The organism is Kitasatospora humi, from assembly GCF_020907985.1.
Lineage (GTDB): Bacteria > Actinomycetota > Actinomycetes > Streptomycetales > Streptomycetaceae > Kitasatospora > Kitasatospora humi.
Window position 1 is genome coordinate 116,170 of record NZ_JAJJPA010000017.1, and the last position, 20,993, is coordinate 137,162.

General features: G+C 72.9%; 16 protein-coding genes. 8 read left to right on the plus strand and 8 right to left on the minus strand.

The window, feature by feature from the left end; all coding sequences use genetic code 11:
* Positions 1-343: 343 nt before the first annotated feature.
* From LN042_RS18355 to efeB, 3 genes are all read left to right on the plus strand, one after another.
* Entirely contained in the window at positions 344-1,606 is a 1,263-nt protein-coding gene (locus LN042_RS18355) for a DUF5919 domain-containing protein (RefSeq protein WP_230052327.1), read from the plus strand.
* A gap of 113 nt (positions 1,607-1,719) precedes the next feature.
* Positions 1,720-3,852: an iron uptake transporter permease EfeU gene (efeU, locus tag LN042_RS18360; RefSeq protein WP_230052328.1), complete on the plus strand. Its 2,133-nt coding sequence runs from the start codon at positions 1,720-1,722 to the stop codon at positions 3,850-3,852.
* Entirely contained in the window at positions 3,852-5,168 is a 1,317-nt protein-coding gene (efeB, locus tag LN042_RS18365) for an iron uptake transporter deferrochelatase/peroxidase subunit (RefSeq protein ID WP_230052329.1), read from the plus strand. The genes efeU and efeB overlap by 1 nt, the downstream gene beginning before the upstream one ends.
* A 7-nt stretch (positions 5,169-5,175) precedes the next feature.
* On the opposite strand, the gene LN042_RS18370 is transcribed toward efeB, so the two are convergent.
* Positions 5,176-6,021: a hypothetical protein gene (locus LN042_RS18370; protein WP_230052330.1), complete on the minus strand. Its 846-nt coding sequence runs from the start codon at positions 6,019-6,021 to the stop codon at positions 5,176-5,178.
* 148 nt (positions 6,022-6,169) lie between these two features.
* Here LN042_RS18370 and LN042_RS18375 point away from each other — a divergent pair, with 148 nt between their 5' ends.
* Complete coding sequence (locus tag LN042_RS18375; protein WP_372495765.1) at positions 6,170-6,928, plus strand: exonuclease domain-containing protein; 759 nt, start codon at positions 6,170-6,172, stop codon at positions 6,926-6,928.
* A gap of 131 nt (positions 6,929-7,059) precedes the next feature.
* Here the strand turns inward: LN042_RS18375 and LN042_RS18380 are convergent, their stop codons facing one another.
* Both LN042_RS18380 and LN042_RS18385 read right to left on the minus strand, forming a co-directional pair.
* Positions 7,060-8,073: a polysaccharide deacetylase family protein gene (locus tag LN042_RS18380; RefSeq protein WP_230052331.1), complete on the minus strand. Its 1,014-nt coding sequence runs from the start codon at positions 8,071-8,073 to the stop codon at positions 7,060-7,062.
* Positions 8,074-8,270: 197 nt separating this feature from the next.
* Entirely contained in the window at positions 8,271-9,188 is a 918-nt protein-coding gene (locus LN042_RS18385; RefSeq protein ID WP_230052332.1) for a phosphotransferase enzyme family protein, read from the minus strand.
* 629 nt (positions 9,189-9,817) lie between these two features.
* Here LN042_RS18385 and LN042_RS18390 point away from each other — a divergent pair.
* The 3 genes from LN042_RS18390 (at position 9,818) to LN042_RS18400 (ending at position 14,464) form a co-directional block, all read left to right on the plus strand.
* Positions 9,818-12,004 (plus strand): MMPL family transporter, encoded by a 2,187-nt coding sequence (locus LN042_RS18390; protein ID WP_230052333.1) that lies wholly within the window; start codon positions 9,818-9,820, stop codon positions 12,002-12,004.
* Between the two features lie 403 nt (positions 12,005-12,407).
* Complete coding sequence (locus LN042_RS18395; RefSeq protein WP_230052334.1) at positions 12,408-12,617, plus strand: cold-shock protein; 210 nt, start codon at positions 12,408-12,410, stop codon at positions 12,615-12,617.
* Positions 12,618-12,778: 161 nt separating this feature from the next.
* Positions 12,779-14,464, plus strand: coding sequence for a DEAD/DEAH box helicase (locus LN042_RS18400; protein ID WP_230052335.1), 1,686 nt, complete (start codon positions 12,779-12,781; stop codon positions 14,462-14,464).
* Positions 14,465-14,670: 206 nt separating this feature from the next.
* On the opposite strand, the gene LN042_RS18405 is transcribed toward LN042_RS18400, so the two are convergent.
* Positions 14,671-15,648, minus strand: coding sequence for a helix-turn-helix transcriptional regulator (locus LN042_RS18405; RefSeq protein ID WP_283843802.1), 978 nt, complete (start codon positions 15,646-15,648; stop codon positions 14,671-14,673).
* Between the two features lie 109 nt (positions 15,649-15,757).
* On the opposite strand from LN042_RS18405, the gene LN042_RS18410 reads away from it, so the two are divergent.
* Positions 15,758-16,786: a hypothetical protein gene (locus LN042_RS18410; RefSeq protein ID WP_230052336.1), complete on the plus strand. Its 1,029-nt coding sequence runs from the start codon at positions 15,758-15,760 to the stop codon at positions 16,784-16,786.
* A gap of 190 nt (positions 16,787-16,976) precedes the next feature.
* Here the strand turns inward: LN042_RS18410 and LN042_RS18415 are convergent, their stop codons facing one another.
* The 4 genes from LN042_RS18415 to LN042_RS18430 form a co-directional block, all read right to left on the minus strand.
* Complete coding sequence (locus tag LN042_RS18415) at positions 16,977-17,705, minus strand: sirohydrochlorin chelatase (RefSeq protein ID WP_230052337.1); 729 nt, start codon at positions 17,703-17,705, stop codon at positions 16,977-16,979.
* A 124-nt stretch (positions 17,706-17,829) separates the two neighbouring features.
* On the minus strand, positions 17,830-18,732 hold the full coding sequence (locus tag LN042_RS18420; protein WP_230052338.1) for an ABC transporter permease: 903 nt from the start codon (positions 18,730-18,732) through the stop codon (positions 17,830-17,832).
* Positions 18,719-19,498 carry an ABC transporter ATP-binding protein gene (locus tag LN042_RS18425; RefSeq protein ID WP_230052339.1) on the minus strand — a complete coding sequence of 260 codons (780 nt, stop codon included), beginning with the start codon at positions 19,496-19,498 and terminating at the stop codon, positions 18,719-18,721. Before LN042_RS18425 ends, LN042_RS18420 begins: the two co-directional genes overlap by 14 nt.
* Positions 19,499-19,647: 149 nt before the next feature.
* Positions 19,648-20,790 (minus strand): aliphatic sulfonate ABC transporter substrate-binding protein, encoded by a 1,143-nt coding sequence (locus tag LN042_RS18430; RefSeq protein ID WP_230052340.1) that lies wholly within the window; start codon positions 20,788-20,790, stop codon positions 19,648-19,650.
* Positions 20,791-20,993: the final 203 nt, after the last annotated feature.

Sequence of the window (20,993 nt, forward strand, 5' to 3'; positions counted from 1 at the left end):
CGCTGGCTGCGGTATGCCCGGGTGGCGCACGTCACATGTCCGCGCGCCGCCCAGCGTGACGCACGGCACACTGCCGACTGACACACTGTCATTGGCATGGTTGCCGCTCCGAGCGCATTCTGACGCCCTTTCGGGGCGCATTAACCCGAACGAGCGTCCAGCCGGAGGGGTTGGCGAGGTCTGCGTCCGTGCTGTCGCAGACCCGTCCTGACGCTCTTTCGAGTCGCGGTCGGCCGGCCGCCGCCAGGTTCGCACTGGGCTGCCCGGCCGCCCGGCCGGGCAGTACGCTTGATCGTCACGTCGCCTCCAGCCGGGGAGGGGCGGCCGAGAGGTGAGGTAGCGCATGGGGTTCCCCGCCGACGACTGGCCGGACGGGCCCCCGATCGGCGGCTCGGGCTCCAGAGCCGAGGCGCCGACCGTGGTGCTCGGGTCACCGGGCGGTGGGCGCCTACTCCCGGGGCAGGCGAGCGGTGAGGCCGCCGCGCCCGGCTGGACCGGCGAGCAGTGGCAGCGCGCCTACCAGCAGGTCAGGCTCACCGGCCGCGCCTATGTCTGGCTCAACCTGGTCGAGCAGCGGCTGCGCGCCCTGCTCGACGAGCTGCTGCGCCCGGTGTACGCCCCGGCGCACGGCGCGGACTGGGTGACCGCCGCCGCCGGGCCGGTCGGCGAGGAGTGGGTGCGCCGAGCCGCCGCGGTCCGTGAGGTCAGCCGGCGCAAGGGCTACCTGCTGGACCCGGCCGACGACGACCCGCTGGTCTTCCTCACCCTTCCGCAGCTCCGCGAACTGATGGTGCAGCACTGGCCGTGCTTCGAGCCCTACCTCGACGACCGGCGGGAGATCGAACTGGCGTTGGACGAGCTGGAGGTGGCGCGGCACGTCGTCTCCCGCAACCGCAGCCTGTCGGCCACCGTGCTGGCGCAGACCGAGCGGGCCGCCGCCCGGGTGCTCGGCCTGCTCGACGGACGGTCGGCGACGGCCGCGGCGCCGCCCGCCGACATCATCGAGGAGCTGGTGGCCGGGCGGTTCGCCGACGTCGCCGCGGTGCACGCCGATCGGGTGCGGCTGCAGCGCGACCTGCCGGTGGAGGACCTGCTGGAGGGCGCCCGGCGACTGGACGCGATCGGCATCGGGCTCGGCATGCTCTGCCAGAACTTCACCGGCAAGCGGCTGGTGCGGTTGGCCTCCGAGGGCTGCCGGGCCCGGCTGTTGTTCCTCAATCCGGCGAGCAGCGCCGTCCGCCGCCGGGAACGGGAGCTCGGGTTGGGGCGCGGCGAGCTGTCCCGCTCGATCGAGATGAACATCATGCACGTGCGCCGGGTCCGCGCCCGGCTGCGCGACCCGGGCGGCTTCGAGATCCGGGTCTTCGACGAGACCCCGCGGTTCACCGCCTACCTGGTGGAGGGCGCCCGGGTGCCCGGCTCGCGGCGGCGCACCGGCGACCTCGGGGTGGTGCAGCCGTACCTGCGGCGGGCGCGCGGGATCGAGTCGCCGGCGCTGGTGCTGCGCGCGGTGGCCGGCGGCGGGGAGGACGGCGAGCCGGGGCTGCTCGACGTCTACCGCGAGGAGTTCGAGGGGGTGTGGGCCGACTCCCGGCCGATCAACTGACGGTGTGTGACGCAGCTCGCACCGGACCCCCCTCCCGGAGCGCGACTAAGGTATGCCTAAGCTAACCTTGGTCGCAGCCGCGGCCCACGCACGCCTAGGGGAGTTCGCCGCCGATGTGGGACGACGCGTTTCCAAGCTTTCTGATCGGGCTTCGGGAGGGCCTGGAAGCGGGACTCATCGTCTCGATCCTGGTCGCCACCCTGGTCCGGTCCGGTCAGAAAGGCCGATTGCCGCAGGTCTGGACGGGCGTGCTGGCCGCGGTCGCGTTGGCGCTCAGCTTCGGAGCCGTCCTCACCTTCACCGCGGCCAACCTGTCCGGCACCGCGCAGGAGGCCTTCGGCGGCGCCCTCAGCCTGATCGCCGTCGCCTTCGTCACCGCGATGGTGTTCTGGATGCGCAAGTCGGCCCGCAACCTCTCCGCGCAGCTGCGCGAGAAGGTCACCGCCGCGCTCGGCATGGGCGCCGGCATGCTGGTCGTCACCAGCTTCCTGGCGGTCGGCCGGGAGGGCCTGGAGACCTCGCTGTTCCTCTGGACCACGGCCCGCTCCGCCGGTGAGGCCACCGGCCCCGCGGTCGGCGCCGGGACCGGTCTGGTGCTCGCCGCCGGCCTCTGCTGGGGCCTGTACCGCCGGGTGCTGAAGATCAACCTGACCACGTTCTTCAGCTACACCGGCATGGTGCTGATCGTGATCGCCGCCGGGGTGCTCAGCTACGGGCTGCGCGACCTGCAGGAGGGCGGGGTGCTGCCCGGCGGGCACGCCTACGCCTTCGACCTGAGCGGCACGCTGGACGCCGGCTCCTGGTACGCGACCCTGGTCCAGGGCGTCCTCAACCTCACCGTCACCATGACCTGGCTGCAGGTGGTCGCCTACCTGGGCTACCTCGCCGCGGTGATGACGCTGTTCGTCCGCGGGCTGCGGGCGGCGGCGCCCAAGCCCGTGGCCGCGGCGGGGCAGGCGGTCGTGGCCCAGCCGGAGCAGGCCGGCGAGACCGAGCCGGGGCAGGCGGTCGTGCCCGAGCCGGAGCAGGCGGGCGGGGCTGCGGCGGAGGAAGGCCCGAAGGGCGCCCCGACGCGCAACCGCCGGCTGCTCCCGGCCGCTCTGGTCACCGTCCCGGCCGTGGTCGCCGGCGTGGTGATCGCGGCCGGCGGCGGCAAGCCGGCCGCCGCCGCCACCGTGACCGTCTCCGACGAGAAGAGCGAGTGCGGCAAGGGCTTCACCGCACCGCAGCCCGGCCGGCAGACCTTCCAGATGCACAACGCCGGTTCCAAGACCTCCGAGGTCTACCTGATCAACCCGGCCACCAGCGCCGTCTACGGCGAGATCGAGGGCCTGGCCCCCGGCACCACCCGCCCGCTCACCGCCACCATCGGCAGCGGCGACCTGGCCTGGCGCTGCGTGCCCACCGGCGGCGACGCGGTCACCTCGGCGGCCGTCCATGTCGTCGGCGGCCCCGGCGGACCGGACGCCAAGGCGGTGCTGCCGGTCTCCGAGGACGACCTCAAGGGCCCGCTCGACCAGTACAAGGCCTACGTGAACTCCGGCCTGGCCGACCTGCTGACGCTGACCCGGAAGGTGCAGTCCGACGTGCACGGCGGCAACCTCGACGCGGCCCGCGCCGACTGGCTCACCGCCCACCTCAGGTACTCGTCGCTGGGCGCCGCCTACGGCACCTTCGCCGACCTCGACAAGAAGATCAACGGCCGCGCCGACGGCCTGCCGGACGGCGTCAACGACAAGGACTTCACCGGGTTCCACCGGGTGGAGTACGGCCTGTGGCACAACCAGAGCGCCGCCGACCTCACCCCGGCCGCCGACCAGCTCACCGGTGACGTCGCCGACCTGGTCAAGGCCTTCCCGACCCAGGACTTCGACCCCACCGACCTGCCGCTGCGCACCCACGAAATCCTGGAGAACACCCTGCAGTTCGAGCTCTCCGGCGATACCGACGAGGGCAGCGGCAGCAACCTGGCCACCGCCGAGGCCAATGTCGCCGGCACCCGCGAACTGCTCACCGTGCTGCAGCCGTTGATCCAGGCACGCAACCCGCAGCTGCTCGACACCGTCAACGGCGGGATGAAGCGGGTCGGCGACCTGCTGGCCGCCGCCCGCCACCCGGACGGCAGTTGGACGCCGGTGCAGCAGCTCGACCAGTCGGCCCGGATGCAACTCAACGGCGCCACCGGCCAGCTGCTCGAAGACCTCGCCCCGATTCCCGACCTGCTTGAGATCCGGAAGTCCGCCTGATGACCAGCCAGCCCAGCTCCACCGGTTCCTGCCCGTTCCCGCACGCGGCCGCCGCCCCCGCGGCCGCCTGCCCGGCCGGGCCCGCCCGCCGAAGCTTCCTGGGCGCCGCGCTCGGCGTCGGCGCGGCCGGCGCGGCGCTGGCCGGCGGCGCCTTCGCGCTCGGCGGCGGCTCGCAGCCGGCCGAGGCGGCGGACGCCGCCCCGGCCCATGGCGTGGTGCCGTTCCACGGCGAGCACCAGGCGGGCATCCTCACGCCCGCACCGGCCTTCGCGATGTTCGTCTCCTGCACCGTCATCGCGCAGGACCGACCGGCCCTGGAGCAGCTCTTCCACACCCTGACCGACCGGATACGGTTCCTCACCGCCGGCGGCACCCCGCCGGACCTCGGCGTCGGCGCGCCGCCGGCCGACAACGGGATCCTCGGCCCCACCGTGCCCAGTGACGACCTGACCGTCACGGTCGGCGTCGGCGCCTCGCTCTTCGACGGCCGCTACGGCCTGGCCAAGGCCAAGCCGGTCAAGCTCACCCCGATGAAGACCTTCCCCAACGACAATCTGCAGCCCGAGGAGCTGCACGGCGACCTGTCGCTGCAGATCTGCGCCAACAGCCGCGACACCGTGCTCCACGCGCTGCGCGACATCGCCCGGCACACCCGCGGCGCGATGCAGGTCAAGTGGCGCATCGACGGCTTCCAGAACGCCCCGCGCCCGGCCGGCGCCCAGCGCAACCTGCTCGGCTTCAAGGACGGCATCGTCAACCCCGACGTGAAGTCCGGCCGCGAGATGGACCGCCTGGTCTGGGTCAAGGACGGCACGGGCGAACCGGCCTGGGCCACCGGCGGCAGCTACCAGGTGCTGAGGATCATCCGGATGCTGGTGGAGTTCTGGGACCGGGTCTCGCTGACCGAGCAGGAGAAGATGTTCGGCCGCCGCAAGGACACCGGCGCCCCGCTGGACGGCGCCGACGAGAACGACGCCCCCGACTACGCCAAGGACCCGGACGGCAAGGCGATCCCGCTGGACGCCCACATCCGCCTCGCCAACCCGCGCACCGACAAGACCGACGACTCCCGGATCCTGCGCCGCGGTTACAACTACGACCGCGGTGTCGACAAGGTCGGCAACCTCGACATGGGACTGGCCTTCTGCTGCTACCAGCAGGACGTGGTCCGCCAGTTCGAGGCCACCCAGACCCGCCTGATCGACGAGCCCCTGGTCGACTACATCTCCCCGACCGGCGGCGGCTACTTCTTCGTCCTGCCGGGCGTGCGGGACGCGAACGACTGGCTGGGCCGGGGGATGTTCGCGGCGGTGTGACGGCCTGTCAGATGTCTGGCGGCAGCTGGCTGTCGCTCGGCGTTGCGATCACCTGGTCGGCCGGCGGCTCGGTGATGCTGACGGGGGAGTTGAAGCCGCTGAGGGTGAGAGTCTTGGTGCCGTTCTTCAGCTGCCGGATGTACGGCTTGTCCTCCAGGGAGACCAGGATGCTCGACGAGCCACGAATGATCCAGATGGCCGGGTGGCCGTCGACCGTCGTGCTGCCACCCTTGACCATGGTGGCTTTCACGTCGAGCAGCAAGGGCAGCATCGTGGAGAGCTCACACGTCACGACGAGGTCGTGGTAGTTCTTGAAGCTCTCCGGGACCTTGACGTAGTGGCCCTTCAGTTGGTCGGCAGCGGGGCTGGACGGGTGCGCGGCCCAGTAGCCGGCCTCCAGCCGCTCCCAGACCTGCTGGGTCTTGATGACGAAACTGAGGTAGGGCGTGCCCCCGGAGACCATCGTCCCCGCGCAGTTCCCGCCGAGTTGGTCGATCTCCAGATGGTCGGTGTCCCCTGGACCGGCGGTGTTCTGGGCGTCCGCCTTGAGCGTCTCGATGGAATCCGTCGCCTCGAGGGCCTTGCGGAAGAGCTCCCCGGCGGACAGTGCGGCGGGATCCGTCGCCGTCGCCGTCGTCGCCGTCGCCGTCGTCGCCGTCGCCGTCGTCGCCGTCGCCGTCGTCGCCGTCGCCGTCGCCGTCGCCGACGGCGCGACGCTCGCGGTGGACGGGCCCGTTGTGGCGCTGCTCACCGCCGGGCTGCTCGCCGACTTCGGAGCGCCGGCTCCGCTCGGACCGCAGGCGGTGAGGGCGGCGGCCAGCGGCAGGCAGATCAGGGGGCGCGGTAGGCGCACGGGTGCACTCCTTCGGGGGCGGGTAGCGCACCGGACGTTAGCAGCGCGATCACATCCATGGAGGCCGAATTCGTTCGAACAGCGCCCACCAGCCGGATTGTCACAGGCAGCCGTGATGATGGACCCCGACGAACCGACAGCGATGCGGATGGGTACGGAAGGGGCGCTGGTGATGGACGAGCTCGACGCGGGGCCGGGGGCGGCGCCGTGGTGGCGGGGGCCGCTGGTCGGCTTCGACCTGGAGACGACCGGGACGGAGCCGGCCGAGTCGCGGATCGTCACGGCCGCACTCGTGGAGGCGGTCGGCGGGGTGCCGGTGCGCACCACCCGCTGGCTGCTGGACCCGGGGGTGCCGATACCCGAGCAGGCCCGGGCGATCCACGGGATCAGCGACGAGCAGGCCCGCACCCGGGGGCGACCGGCCGCCGAGGCGATCGAGGAGATCGCGGCGGCGCTCTGCGAGAAGCTCGGCCGCGGCACCCCGGTGGTGGCGTTCAATGCGCCGTTCGACCTGTCGCTGCTGGACGCCGAACTGCGGCGCCACCAACTCGCGCCGCTGGCGGAGCGGTTGGCGGGAGAGCTGGTGGCGCCGGTGCTGGACGCGCTGGTGATCGACCGGGCGGTGGACCGCTACCGCAAGGGCTCCCGAGGGCTGCAGCGGGTCTGCGAGGTCTACGGGGTGGAGCTGGCCCACGCGCACGACGCGGCCAGCGACGCGCTCGCCGCCGTGCGGGTGGCGGTGGCGCTGGGCCGCCGCTACCCCGCCGAGGTCGGCGAGCTCACCCTGGCGGCGCTGCACGAGCAGCAGGTGCATTGGTACCGGGAGTGGGCCGAGGGCCTGCAGTCCTGGCTGCGCGCGGGCAAGGACCCGCAGGCCGTGGTGGACGCCCGGTGGCCGCTGCGCTGACGGCCGATCAGCTCACTCGGCCGCCCGGTTGGCTCGGCTGCTTGCTCGCTCGGCCGCCCGGTTGGCTCGGCCGCTTGCTCGCTCGGCCGCCCGGTTCGCTGGGCCGCTTGTTCGCTCGGCCCGCCGGCTCGTCAGCTCGCCGGGAAGTCGAAGGTGTAGCCCTGCTGGACCAGCCACGGCAGCAGCTGGGCCAGCGCCGCGACGCTCTGGGAGCGGTCGCCGCCGCCGTCGTGCATCAGGATGATGCCGCCGGGCTTCAGCTCGCTCTTGGCATTGGCCAGGATCTGGTCCACGCCGGGCCGGGCCCAGTCGCGGGTGTCCACGGTCCAGCCGAGCGGGCGCAGTCCGTCCTGGACGGCGATCTGGCGGTTGGCCGTGCTGAAGTCGCCGCCGGGTGCGCGGAACCAGCTGACCTGGGTGCCCGGGCCGCCGGCCCTGGTGATCATGTCCTTGGCGGCGGTTATCTCGTAGGTCTGCTTGTCGAGCGGGAGCGTGTGCATCGGCTGCGGGTGGTGCACGGTGTGGTCGCACAGCCGGTTGCCGTCGGCCACGATCCGCTTCACCAGCGCGGGGTTGGCGCTGGCCTGCGGACCGATCTCGCAGAAGGTCGCCTTGGCGTGGTACTGGTCGAGCAGGTCGAGGATCTGGCCGGTGTACGGGCCCGGGCCGTCGTCGAAGGTGAGGGCGACGGTCTTGCCGCCGGCCGCGCCGCTCGCGGTGCGGTAGACGACCGAGGTGCCCGGGGCGTCGGGCGCCGGGCGCGGGGCGGCCGCCGTGGTGGCGGGGGCCTGGTTGCCTGAGGGCTGTCCCGGGGCCGGGGTGCCGGTCGTGCCGCCGCTGGGCGTGCCGGGGGCCGGAGCACTCGCCGAGCCGGTGGCCGGCCCGCTCGGGCTGCTGCTGGTCGAGCTCGCCGAGCCCGAGGGAGTCGCGCCCGCCGCGCCCGATCCCGCCGCGCCAGTGCTCGCCGCGCCCGAGGGGGTCGCGCCGGCGGACGCCGACCCCGAGGGGCCCGCGGCCGGCGTGCCGACTGCCTGGCCGGACCCGCCCGAGCCCGGGCCGCATGCGCAGGCCAGGGCGAGCGTGAGGGCAGCCACGCAGCCGGCGGCGGCGCGACGGAGCACGGTGCGGTGGGTGCGGACCGGCATGCGACGACTCCTGACGTCCTGGGGTGGGGTCGGCCGCACCGGAACCGGTTGCGGCCGCTCCCTACGACGATGACGGCGCGGTCCGCAGTTCCGAAATGCTGAGAGGATTGTGAGAGCTATCTCACCAATCCTGGGAGTTCACCCAGGTTCGGTGCGGGGCGCCGCCCCGGAGCCCGCCACCGGCCCGCGCGCACCGCTCAGAACGCGTACCAGCGCACCGACCGGTCGGCGTCGCGCAGCGAAGCCACCCGGCGGCGGAATTCGGCCAGCGCGGCCGGGTCCCCCGCCACCCGCTGCGCCAGCCAGGCGGTGCCGGCGACCTCCCGGGCGTCGCGGAGCACCGGGTAGCCGGCCCAGTCGCGCACGTCCCAGCCGTAACTGCGCGTGAAGGCGAGGTAGTCGTCCTCCGGCAGGCCGTAGCGGTGGTGGCTGACCGACAGCACCACCAGGTCGTGCTCGCGCAGATCGTCGGAGACGGTCTCCAGATCCAGCAGGATCGGCCCGTGCGGGCCCAGGTGGACGTTGCGCGGCAGTGCGTCGCCGTGGATCACACCGGTGCGCAGCATCGGCACCAGTTCGGCCATCGCCGCCCGCTGCTCGTCGCGCCGCCGCAGCAGGAACGCCACATCGGCCGGATCCAGTGCGTCGCCGCCGGACCGCAGCCACCGCTCCACCGGTGCCAGCAGCTCCCGGCGGGGCAGCTCCTGCCCGCGCGCCTCGACGGGCGGGCCGGGCAGCAGGTGCAGGGCCCGCAGGAGCGGCCCGAGGTCGGCGGCCGTGGTCGGCCGCACTGCCGGCGCCAGCCGGTGCCAGAAGCTGACCGGGTGGCCGTCCGCCGGCTGCTCGGCCAGGTCGTCGGCGGGCCGGACTACCGGGATGCCCACCCCGTCCAGCCAGCGGGCCACGGCCAGCTCGCGCGCGGTGCGCTCGGCCAGCTTCCGGGCCCGGGCCACCTTGGCGACCACGGCGGGGGCGCCGAGGTCGAAGACCGCGTTCTCGCCCAGTGCGAGCAGCCGGGCGCCGGCCGGGTCGGGCAGGCCGGCCTCGGCACAGGCCTGCGCCAGCAGGACGCGGGCCCGCTGCTCGTCGAAGGGCGGTTCGTGGGGCGTGTGCATGCCTACGAACCTACCCGCCGTTCCCGACCTCGGGAACGGTCGGTTCCGGTCGGCCTGAGTACCCGTCAGTTGATCACCGGCCTCGGTAGCGCTGCCGTGGGCCCGCAGCCGCCGCCGCGGGGTGGGGCGTCGGTGCGGCGGCCTTCCGCTCCGGGTGCCCGGTCGCCGCGGTCGGGTCGTGCGGCCGGTCGGCGATCGGCGGCAATCGGCCCGAGCGGTGGTGGAGTTGACGGGCGATCCGGCCGACGGGTGAGCAGTGCGTCGGGGTTTCCCCCTGGGGTCGAGGTGGGGTCATCCCTGGTATTCGCTCCACCTTGGGTACGGGCGGAAGTCCACCCTGAGGGGGAGGGATCTCCACCCGAGGGACGAGGTCCGCGGCGGGGGCGGCAGGACAGGATGGGTACGGGGCAGCAAACGGGCCCTCGGGGGAAACGTCACGACGTGGTCCAGGGACGGCGCCGGCACTGCTCGTAAAGTCACTTGCCGGGCGGCCAGTAAGTTCTCGTATGATGCTTCTCCTCATCACTTACCTGCCGACCGGCTAAGGTCCGCGACCTAGCCACAACCCGTCGCCCGGCGTCCCCGTCCCCCAGGGCTGCGGTGAACCATGCCAGGAGGCATTGGAAGCCATGTTCCACCGAATCGGACAATTCGTCGTCAAGCGCGCCTGGTGGGTGATAGCCGCCTGGGTGGTCGCTGCCATTGCGATCATCGCCACGGCACCTCAGCTGACCAGCTCGAACGACGAGAGCGACTTCCTGCCGAAGAGCTCCGAGTCGATCCAGGCCGCCAACCTGCAGCAGCAGGCCTTCCCGGCCGCGTTCACCCCGAACGGGTTCCTGCTGTTCGAGCGGAACGACGGCGGCCGGCTGACCGAGCAGGACAAGGGCGACATCAAGAAGGTCGTCGACGGCCTGACGGCGGAGAACATCCAGTACGTCAAGGTCATCGTCTCGCCCACCGCCGATCCGAAGATCGCCGCCCAGGCGGTCTCCAAGGACGGCAAGTTCGCGCTGTCCTCGATCGGCCTGGACAAGAACGCGCCGCAGCAGAACACCGACACCGCCAAGAAGCTGCGCGCCGACGCCAAGTCGCTGGCCGGCGGCACCTCCCTCAAGGTGCAGCTCGGCGGTCAGATGGGCCAGACCCTGGACCAGTCGGACTCCTCCAAGACCGCTGACACCCTGATCTTCCTCGGCAGCTTCGTGCTGATCGTGGTCATCCTGGCGTTCATCTTCCGCAGCGTGATCATCTCGGTGCTGCCACTGCTGCTGATCATGGCCGTGATCATGCCGACCAGCAACGCCCTGATCGCCGACGCGACCAAGCTGTTCGGGCTCAAGGCGAACGACACCATGTCGGCGATCCTGATCGTGGTGCTGCTCGGCGTCGGCACGGACTACTTCCTCTTCCTGATGTTCCGCTACCGCGAGCGGCTGCGAGCCGGGGAGCCGCGCAAGGAGGCCATGGTCAACGCGATCGGCCGGGTCGGCGAGGCCATCGCCTCCGCCGCCGGCGCGGTCACCGTCGCCTTCGCCGTCCTGATCATCTCCAGCCTCGGCCTGTTCAAGGCGATCGGCCCGGCGCTGGCCATCGCGGTCGTCACCACCGCCATCGCCTCGCTCACCCTGGTGCCCGCGATCTTCTCGGTGATCCCGGAGCGGGCGCTGTTCTGGCCCGGCAAGAAGTGGATGCACGAGAAGGACGGCGCCCGGTTCGCCGCCCTCGGCCGGATGACCCAGCGCCGCCCCGGCATGGTCGCCCTGGTCTCCGGCGGTCTGCTGGTCGCGCTCACCCTGGCCGGGCTCGGCTACAAGGGCACCTTCGACCTGGCCTCCGGCTCGATGCCGGCGAGCAAGGAGTCGATGGTCGTCCAGAGCTCCATGCAGAAGGCCTACTCGGCCGGCGCCGCCGACCCGTCCGAGGTCTACGTCACCTCGACCAACGGCTCGCCGCTCGACCCGAGCCAGTTCCCCGCCTACGTCCAGGCGCTCAGCAGCGTCAAGGGCGTCGCCGAGGTCGCCCCGTCGCCGGTGGAGAGTCATGACCACATGACTGCCGACTTCACCGTCACGCTCAAGGACGATCCGGCCTCCAACGCGGCCCTGGACACCATGGACGGCCTGCGCTCCTCCGCGCACAAGGCCGCCCCGGCCGGCACCAAGGCCCTGGTCGGCGGCATGACCGCGATCGAGGCGGACATCAACTCCGCGATGGACCACGACTACAAGACCGTGTTCCCGATCGCCGCGCTGCTGATCATGATCATCCTCGGCCTGCTGCTGCGCAGCGTCGTGGCCCCCTGGTACCTGATGGTCTCGGTCGGCCTCGGCTTCGGCGCCACCCTCGGTGCCACCAGCCTGGTCTTCCAGCACTTCGACCACCAGCCGGGCATCATGTTCATGATGCCGATCTTCATCTACCTGTTCGTGGTGGCGATCGGCACCGACTACAACATCCTGATGATCGCCCGCCTGCGGGAGGAGGCCCGGGAGGGCCGCGACCCGCGCGCGGCGGCCTACGAGGCGATCAAGCACGGCGGACCGACGGTCGGCTCGGCCGGCACCATCCTGGCGGCCTCCTTCGCCACCTTCATGCTGGCCGGCAACGTGCTGTTCAGCGAGATCGGCTTCTCGATCGCGTTCGGCATCATCGTCGCGGCCTTCGTGATGGCGATGTTCTTCACCCCGTCGCTCACCGCCCTGCTCGGCCGCGCCGCCTGGTGGCCCGGCCACCAGGAGCCCAAGCCGGTCCCGCCGGGCCAGTGGACCGAGCGGGACGACCTGGTCCCGGCCCGCTACCGCACGCCGCAGTAAGTGGGAGGGGACCGGCCGGTCCCCGAGCCACCGCACGGCAGCACGGACGGGCCGCCCCGAAACGCTCGGGGCGGCCCGTCCGCTGCCGTCCGCCTGCCGTCACCGGCCGTCCGCCTGCCGTCCATCCGGGCGTCGGTCCGCGGCTGAACGGCCGTTGACCTGCGGACTTGCCAAGGTCCGGATCGACCGTCCGGCACGGAAAATTATCCGATCATTTCGGCCCGCACCGTGCTACAGTCGAAGCAGTTGCAGTTTTGGTTCCCATGAACGTTTGTGTGCGCCTGCTGGTCCAACCAACAGGCGCATTTGTTTTGTCCGGCGGTCATCTCCGGATGGGGATCGCGGCGACACGAGGCACACGCCGTGTGTGCTTCGTAGCCCCAGGTATGTGAGGAAATCGGTTATGGCTACCGGCACCGTGAAGTGGTTCAACAGCGAGAAGGGCTTCGGCTTCATCGAGCAGGAGGGTGGCGGCCCGGACGTGTTCGCCCACTACTCCAACATCAGCGCCAACGGCTTCCGCGAGCTGTTCGAGGGCCAGAAGGTCGAGTTCGACGTCACCCAGGGCCAGAAGGGCCCGCAGGCCGAGAACATCGTCATCATCTCCAGCTGATCACCGGATCTGCTGGACTCGCGTGACGCGGCGAAGGCCCGCACCGCTCGGTGCGGGCCTTCGCCCATGCCGCTGCATCGGCCGGGGCGGCACATCCACTCCTGGCGGCCGACCCATGGTTCATCCCACAGTGGTGACCGCTCAGGACGGAGCACTTCCGCATGACCGATCAGGCACGCCCGGCCGCCGGCCGCAGGCCCCGCAGCCGACAGGCCCAGGCGCCCCGCAACGGCCAGGCCCCCCGCAGCACCGGCCAGGGTCGCCCCCGCGGCTCCGGTGCCCCGCGCACCCGCCCGGTGCCCGCCGCCGCCGAGTTCACCACCGTGACCGGCACCCCGGCCCGCCCGCCGGCGGCCACCTTCGCCGAACTCGACATGCCCAAGGCGCTGCTCGCCGCGCTCACCCGGGAGGGCGTCACCGCGCCGTTCCCGATCCAGTCCGCGACCCTGCCCGACTCGCTGGCCGGCCGCGACGTGCTCGGCCGCGGCCGCACCGGCTCCGGCAAGACCCTGGCCTTCGGCCTGCCGCTGCTGGCCCGGCTCGCCAACCAGCGGGCCGACGCGCGACGCCCGCTCGCCATGGTGCTGGTGCCCACCCGCGAGCTGGCCCAGCAGGTCACCGATGCGCTGACCCCCTACGCCACCGCCGTCAACGTGCGGATCGCCACCGTGGTCGGCGGCATGTCGATCACCCGGCAGGCCAACGCGCTGCGCCGCGGCACCGAACTGCTGGTCGCCACCCCGGGCCGGCTCGACGACCTGATCGCCCGTCAGGACGTCCGCCTCGACGAGGTGCGGACCACCGTGCTCGACGAGGCCGACCAGATGGCCGACATGGGCTTCCTGCCGCAGGTCAGCAGGCTGCTGGAGCAGGTCGCCGAGGGCGGCCAGCGGATGCTGTTCTCGGCCACCCTGGACAAGAACATCGACCGGCTGGTGCAGCGCTTCCTGACCGATCCGGTGGTCCACTCGGTCGACCCGTCGGCCGGCGCGGTGACCACAATGGACCACCACGTGCTGCAGTTGGAGCCGACCGACAAGGCCGCCACCACCGCGCACATCGCGTCCCGGGACGGCCGGGTGATCATGTTCGTGCACACCAAGCACGGCGCCGACCGCCTCGCCAAGCAGTTGCTGGCCAACGGCGTGCGGGCGGCCGCGCTGCACGGCGGCAAGTCCCAGCCGCAGCGCAACCGCACCCTGGAGCAGTTCCGCGACGGCCGGGTGAACGCCCTGATCGCCACCAACGTCGCCGCCCGCGGCATCCACATCGACGGCCTGGACCTGGTGGTCAACGTCGACCCGCCGATCGACCACAAGGACTACCTGCACCGCGGCGGCCGCACCGCCCGGGCCGGCGAGTCCGGCACCGTGGTCACCCTGGTGCTGCCCGAGCAGCGCCGCGAGGTCTCCCGGCTGATGAACGTCGCCGGCATCCAGGCGACCACCACCAAGGTCCGCCCCGGCGACGCCGAGCTGGCCCGGATCACGGGTGCCCGCACCCCCAGCGGGGTGCCGGTCACCCTGGCCCCGGCGGTGGCAGCGGAGGCGCAGGCCGCGCCCGCCGCCGCTCCCAAGACGGGCGGCAGCGCCGGCAACAGCGGCAACCGTCGCCGCTCCGGCCCGCGCAGCAAGCTCCCCACCGACGTGGACATCAACGGCAACCCCAAGCAGCGCCGCCCCAAGCAGCGCCTCGGGGGCGCCGCGAACGGCGCCGGTGGCGGCAGCGGCTCGCGCCGGATGGCGGCCGGGTTCATCGGCAAGGCCAGCGGGGCGGCGAAGCCGGGCAGCGGCTCGAAGAGCGGCTCCAACTACGGCACGGGTCGCCAGCGCCGGTCGGCGAACTGAGGCGGCTCGGCTGATCCGGAGGGGTCCGTGCCCAAGGGCGTACGGGCCCCTCCGAGCCCTTCGACGTGCGGTCACCCGGCCGGTGAACGACGGTGCCGGTGAAGCCGACGCTGCGCGACTCCACTCGGCGCTCACCCTCACCGCGATCCGGAGTCAGGCGTACCGCGTCGCGGTAGCCGATGCCCCGCCCCGGCCACCGGCCGTCGTCAGTCGGGCATCCGTGAGCCGGGAGGCTCGTACCTCGCGGCGTGCGGGCCCGGCGGCGGGTCCGCGGGCACCTCGGTGGCAGGCACGAGCAGCGGGAGGCGGTCGGCCGTCGTCGGATCGCGCGGCGACAGCACCACCAACTGCAGCCCTTCCGGGGCCCGCAGGACGATCTGGTCGAAGCGCAGCGGGCCCAGCCGCTCGTGCTCCAGGTCCTTCTCGGCGCCCTTGCGGTCCTGCACCTCGTGTTCGTCCGACCAGGCCGCCGCCTCCGGGAAGTGCTCCCGCAGCCGCCCCAGCAGCGCGGCCATCCGCCGCCCGCCGGCCGTGGCCTCGCCGCCGCGCTCCGCGTATGCGGACCGCAGATGGGCCAGCACCCGGCGCCCGTGCCGCTCCCAATCCACCGTGCGGGCCCGGCCCGGCCGGTGCGCGAACGCCACCCAGGCCAGGTTGCGGTCCTCCGGCTCCCAGGCGGAGAAGTCGAACAGCACCTCCGCCTGCGGGTTCCACGCCCGCACCGTCCAGTCCGCGTCCATCAGGAACGCCGGCGCCGGAGACTGCGCCCGAACCAGCCGGACCAGTGCGGCCGGTACCTCGGGCGGCACTGAAACCGCGTGCGGGGCAGGCTGGTTGCCGGCCAGGCGGAACAAGTAGTCGGACTCGGCCGGATCCAGCCGCAGGGTGCGGGCCAGGCTGCCCAGCACCTCGGGGGACGGGTGGATCTCCCGCCCCTGCTCCAACCAGGTGTACCAGGTGACCCCGACCCCGGCGAGCACCGCGATCTCCTCCCGCCGCAGGCCCGGGGTGCGACGCCGCACGCCGGGGGCCATCCCCACGTCGGCCGGGGTGAGCCGGGCCCGCCGGGTGCGTAGGAAGTCGGCGAGTGCGTCCCGGCGGACCTGACCGCGGTGGTCGGCCGGTTGCCGGGTCACCTGACGGGTCCGCTGACGGGTCATCAGGTCGTCCGGTCGACGGGTCATTGCGAGATGCCTCCCCCTGGTAGTGCGACTACCAGTATCGCCACGCACTGCTGCGCCCGCCCGCTCCGCCCGAGGCTTGGCACAAGTCAACCGACAAGGGGAGCACGTGATGACGAAGAGCAACGCCGTCCGAGCCGCGGTGGCCGCCGCGGTCGCGGTCGCCGGTCTGGTGGCCACGCCGCTGGCCGCGGCGCCCGCCGCCGAGGCCGCGGTGGCGACGGCCGGCCACTACGGCGCCGTCCTGCACGGACAGGGCGATGAGTTGAACCCGGAGAGCGCGAGTTGGGACCCGGTCCACCGACAGTTCGTCATCGGCTCGGTCCACCAGGGCACGGTCAGTACGGTGCGTGCCGACGGCACCGCGCACACCCTGGTGTCCGACCCGGAGTTGGTCTCGGTGCTGGGCGTCAAGGTGGACGCGGCGCGGGGCCGGGTGCTGGTCTGCAACGCCGACCCGGCGGGCCGCTCGGTCCGGAGCACCGCGCAAACCCCGGGCCACGTGGCCGGGTTGGGCGCCTATGAGCTGGGCACCGGGCGGCGGTTGTGGTACGTCGACCTGGCGGCGGTGGCGGGGGACGGCGGCCGGCACCTGGCCAACGACGTGGCGTTCGACGCGGACGGCACCGCGTATGTGACCGACTCGTTCGCGCCGGTCGTCTACCGGGTGACGGCCGACGGACGGGCGTCCGTGCTGCTGCGCGACGACCGGATCGGCGCCGGCCCGGGCCAGTTCGGGCTGAACGGGATCGTGCTGCGGGGCGGGGACCTGTGGGTGGGCGACTACGCGACCGGAGCGATCTGGGAACTGCCGCTGCGGCGACCGGAGTCGGTGCGGCTGCTGGTGGCCGACCCGCGACTGGTCGGGCTCGACGGGCTGGCGGCAGGGCCGGGCGGGACGCTGGTGGGGGTGACCAATCGGATCGGGGTGGATTCGACCGGGACGGTGGTGACCGTGCGCGAGGGGGCGCAGGGCGTCCAGGGCGGGCAGCGGGTCCAGGTCACCTCCCGGCCATCGGCGGACCCGGCGCCGACCGCGGTGACCCGGGGGCCGGGCGGGGCGCTGTGGACGCTGTCGGGGCGGATGGACGTGCTGTTCGGCGGCGGGGTGTCGGACGCGTTCACGCTGCGGCGGGTGTGAGGCGGCGAAGAGCCCGGTCGGCTCGCCGGGTGGGCGCTGCGCAGGTGCGGGCCGTGACGGGCCGGCGATCCTGAACGCGGGTGGGCCCCGGGGGTGCCGGGCTCGGCCTGGCGCCCAGCGGCCCGCCCACTGCGGCGGCGCTCTGCTGCACCGAGGCGTGGAGCCCGTGGTGCCGGTACCCGGCGGGGCGTCAGGCCGCCGCTGCGGCCGCCGGCAACCGCTGCGCCCGGTCGTAGCGGGCCAGCAGCAGTTGGGCGACCTCCGGGGCGGCTCCGAGGACGGGGGCGAGCACGTCGGCCCCGGTGGCGGCTGCGGCGATGCGGTCCGGCAGCAGGCCGGGGGCCAGCAGGTAGGGCGCCACGGCGGTGCGCGTCACGCCCTGGGCGCGGAGTTCGGCCAGGGCGTCGCAGACGCGGGGGCCACCTGCCGACGCGTAGGCCACCGCCACGGCGCCCCAACCGCGCCGGCGTTGCCAGTCGGCGGCGAGGGCGCGGGTGGCGGCGTCGGCGGCCGGGTCGGAGGAACCGGCGGCGGCCAGCACCACGCCGGTGTGGGCTCGTTGGGCCAGGTCGGTCCCGGCTTCGGCCAGCCGCCGCTCCAGCGCGTCCAGCAGCAGCGGGGAGGGGCCGAGGACGTCCGCCACCGGCAGCCCGGCCGCGCCGGCGGAGCGCAGCACCGCCGGGATGTCGTGCTTGGCGTGGTAGGCGCGGTTGAGGAGCAGCGGCACCGCCACCGCCGGACCGTCGAGCCGGGCCACCAGCTGAGACAGCCGCGGCGCGCAGTGGTCCAGGTAGGCGGTGGCCACCGTCAGGCCGGGCCGCTGCGCGCGCACCTCGCGCAACAGGGCGTCGACCGTCGCCGCGTGCCGGGGGTCGCGGCTGCCGTGGGCGATGAGCAGCAGGGTGGGGGCGGTGGCCATGGCGGGGGCTCCCAGGGGTGGCGGTCGGCGGGAGTGGCGGGGGCTCCCAGGGGTGGCGGTCGGCGGGAGTGGCGGGGGTTCCCAAGGGCGGCGGTCGGCGGGAGGGGCGGGGGCGGACGCTGGTTCAGCGACCGGTCTGGAGCAGCCCGCGGGTGCGGAGCACCCGGTTCTCCAGCGGGGTGAAGACCAGCAGGTCGATGGCGACGCCGACGACCAGGATGAGGATGATGCCGAGCAGCACCCCCGACATGTCGGAGGAGTCGCGCTGGTTCTCCAGGTAGCGGCCCAGGCCGATGCCGAGGTCGGGGGAGGAGGCGATCAGCTCGGCGGCCATCAGCGAGCGCCAGGAGAAGGCCCAGCCCTGCTTGAGGCCGGCCAGGTAGCCGGGCAGGGCGGCGGGCAGCAGCACGTACCGGGCGCTGGTGAACCCCCGCGCGCCCAGGGTGCGGCCGGCGCGCAGGAAGAGCGGCGGCACCTGGTCGACGCCGGAGATCAGGCCGTTGGCGATGGAGGGAACGGCGCCGAGCAGGATGACGGCGTACATGGCCTGGTCGTTGATGCCCAGCCAGATGACGGCGGCCGGCACCCAGGCGACCGACGGCAGCGACTGCAGTCCGGAGAGCACCGGGCCGACCGCGGCGCGGACGAACCTCACCCGGGCCACGATCAGGCCGATCGGAGTGCCGATGGCGACGGCCGCCAGGAACCCGGAGATGCCCCGCCACAGGCTGGTCCAGATGATCGAGAACAGCGAGCCCTGGTACCAGAGGTCGGTCAGGGAGTGCCAGACGTCCAGCGGGCTGGGCAGCTTGTACGACGGCGTGACGTGCAGGCTGTAGACCAGCTGCCACACCGCCAGCACCAGCAGCACGCCCAGCAGCGGCGGCAGCGCCTTCTCGCGCAGCACCCGGCCGACGGGCCGGCGTTGGGCGGTGACGGTCTCCAGGGCGTCGAGGCCCTGCAAGTCGTCGTCCGGCCGGGTGGTGGCGTCCACCCGGGTGGGGGGAGTGGTCTCAGTGCTGGACATGGCGGCGGATCTCCCCACGCAGGTGCTCGGTGATCTCGACGGACAGGTCCGCGACGGCGGCGCTCTCGATCCGGCGCGGCTGGGGCAGGTCGATCCGCCACTCGCGGGCGATCCGGCCTGGGCGGGAGGAGAGCAGCACCACGCGTTGGGCGAGCCGGACGGCCTCGCGGACGTTGTGGGTGACGAACAGGACGGTCAACTGCCGTTCCTGCCAGATCCGGACGAGCTCCTCGTGCAGCAGGTCGCGGGTGATGGCGTCCAGTGCGGCGAACGGCTCGTCCATCAGCAGTACTTGGCCGCCCTGTGCCAACGCCCGGGCCAGCGCGACACGTTGGCGCATGCCGCCGGAGAGTTCGTGGATCCGCTTGCGGTGCGCGCCGCCCAGGCGGACCAGCTCCAGCAGGCGTTCGGCCTCGGCCCGGCGCTCCTCGCGCGGGGTGCCGTTGAGGCGCAGCGCGAGTTCGATGTTGCGGCCGGCGGTCAACCACGGGAAGAGCGCGTGGTCCTGGAACATCAGGGCGGGCCGGCCGGCCGGCACCTCGATGCTGCCGCTGCTGGGCTGGTCGAGCCCGGCGACCAGGTTGAGCAGCGTGGACTTGCCGCAGCCGGAGGCGCCGAGCAGGCAGAGGAACTCACCTGGCGCGGCCGTGAGGTCGATGTCCTCCAGGACGGGGGCGGCGCCGTAGGTCTTGTGCACTCCGGCCAGTCGCACGGCGGTGTCGGCGGTGGTGGCGGTGGCGTCGGGAGCGGTGAGTGCCGTGCTCATCGCGGGCACCTCCTGGCGTGTGGGTGGCGAGCGGGAAGCTGTGCGGGACCGGAGTCCGGCCCCCGCCCGGCCCCCGGTCAGAATGGGGGGCATCGACGTGGGCGGGGCGGGGGACGGACGCCGGAGCTACCGGTGCGGTGCGGCTCGGGCTAGTGGGCGCCGAGTCCGGCGTCGTCGACGGCGGGTCGGCCGGCTTCCTGGAGCACCTTGTCGAGCAGGGTCAGGTCGTAGATCCCGGCGGTGTTCGGCTTCTTCAGCAGGCCCGCGGTGACCGCGTGGTCGGCTTCGGCCTGCAGGGTGGTCGCCAGCGGATCGTCGATGAAGTCGATGCTGTGCCACGCCGGGTCCAGGATGGCGGCCGGCAGCGCATTGCCGCCGGCCGCCTTGATCGCGTCATTGGCGTCCTGCTCGGCCTTGGCCGGGTTCTGCTTGATGAAGGCGTTGGTCTTCACCGAGCCGCGCAGCACCGCCTCGACCACATCGGGGTGTGCCTTGAGGAACTTCTGCGACACGATCACGTTGGTGATCACGAACTGCCGGTCGGGCCACAGGTCCTTCTCGTCGAGCAGGACCTTCCCGCCGCGGCTGACCAGCGTGGAGGCGGTCGGCTCGGGCACCCAGGCGCCGTCGATCGAGCCGGAGCTGTAGGCGTCGGGGGTGACCTTGTTGTCGGTGCGCACCACCGAGACGTCACCCGCGCCGGACTGGGCGTCCTCCTTGTAGCCCTTGCCCGCCAGGTAGTTGAGCAGTGCCACGTCCTGGGTGTTGCCCAGCTGCGGGGTGGCGATCTTCTTGCCCTTGAGGTCGTCCAGCGACTTCACCTTGGCCGGGTTGACGACCAGTTCGACGCCGCCGGAAGCCGAGCCGCTGATGATCCGCAGACTGGAACCGCCGGACTGGGTGTAGCCGTTGATCGCCGGGGAGGGGCCGATCCACCCGATGTCGATCGAACCGGCGTTGAGCGCCTCGATCTCGGACGGGCCGGCGTTGAACACCTGCGTCTTGATCTCGGTGCCACCCAACTCCTTCTGGAACAGGCCCTCTTGCAGGCCGACCAGCGCGGTGCCATGGGTCAGGTTGGCGAAGTAGCCGATCTTCACGGTGTCGGCCGACAGCTTGGCGCCTGAGGCGGCGGCGGCCGGGGCGGCGTTGCTCTTGGGTGCCTTGGAGCCGTAGCTGCACGCGCTCAGCAGGCTGACGGCGAGCAGGCCGGCCACGGCGGCGGGCACCACACGTCTGGCGCGGCCGGCGTCGTGGCGTGGGCGGGTATGCGTCGGGGAGGAGGAGGCCATGGGAGGAGTCCTTCGCTGGAAACCGGTCTGGGAAGGTGTGGCACAGGCACGCCGGGCATCGGCCGCAGGGTGAACAACGGACCCGGTGTGGCGCATCGATGACTGCGTGTCAGGCAGTGCTGAGTCAGTAGCCCCGGTGGGGCTCACATCGGCAGATCCCGCCCTGGCCGCTGCCACGGGCGCCGCTGCCGATGCGACCGCCT

Bases quoted from the DNA above. Each gene is read 5' to 3' on its own strand.
- efeB (WP_230052329.1), top strand. From the start codon at position 3,852: ATGACCAGCCAGCCCAGCTCCACCGGTTCCTGCCCGTTCCCGCACGCG.
- LN042_RS18430 (WP_230052340.1), bottom strand. From the start codon at position 20,790: ATGGCCTCCTCCTCCCCGACGCATACCCGCCCACGCCACGACGCCGGC.
- LN042_RS18415 (WP_230052337.1), bottom strand. From the start codon at position 17,705: ATGGCCACCGCCCCCACCCTGCTGCTCATCGCCCACGGCAGCCGCGAC.
- LN042_RS18380 (WP_230052331.1), bottom strand. From the start codon at position 8,073: ATGCCGGTCCGCACCCACCGCACCGTGCTCCGTCGCGCCGCCGCCGGC.
- LN042_RS18425 (WP_230052339.1), bottom strand. From the start codon at position 19,498: ATGAGCACGGCACTCACCGCTCCCGACGCCACCGCCACCACCGCCGAC.
- LN042_RS18355 (WP_230052327.1), top strand. From the start codon at position 344: ATGGGGTTCCCCGCCGACGACTGGCCGGACGGGCCCCCGATCGGCGGC.
- LN042_RS18410 (WP_230052336.1), top strand. From the start codon at position 15,758: ATGACGAAGAGCAACGCCGTCCGAGCCGCGGTGGCCGCCGCGGTCGCG.
- LN042_RS18395 (WP_230052334.1), top strand. From the start codon at position 12,408: ATGGCTACCGGCACCGTGAAGTGGTTCAACAGCGAGAAGGGCTTCGGC.
- LN042_RS18405 (WP_283843802.1), bottom strand. From the start codon at position 15,648: ATGACCCGTCGACCGGACGACCTGATGACCCGTCAGCGGACCCGTCAG.
- LN042_RS18390 (WP_230052333.1), top strand. From the start codon at position 9,818: ATGTTCCACCGAATCGGACAATTCGTCGTCAAGCGCGCCTGGTGGGTG.
- LN042_RS18375 (WP_372495765.1), top strand. From the start codon at position 6,170: ATGGGTACGGAAGGGGCGCTGGTGATGGACGAGCTCGACGCGGGGCCG.
- LN042_RS18420 (WP_230052338.1), bottom strand. From the start codon at position 18,732: ATGTCCAGCACTGAGACCACTCCCCCCACCCGGGTGGACGCCACCACC.
- efeU (WP_230052328.1), top strand. From the start codon at position 1,720: ATGTGGGACGACGCGTTTCCAAGCTTTCTGATCGGGCTTCGGGAGGGC.
- LN042_RS18400 (WP_230052335.1), top strand. From the start codon at position 12,779: ATGACCGATCAGGCACGCCCGGCCGCCGGCCGCAGGCCCCGCAGCCGA.
- LN042_RS18385 (WP_230052332.1), bottom strand. From the start codon at position 9,188: ATGCACACGCCCCACGAACCGCCCTTCGACGAGCAGCGGGCCCGCGTC.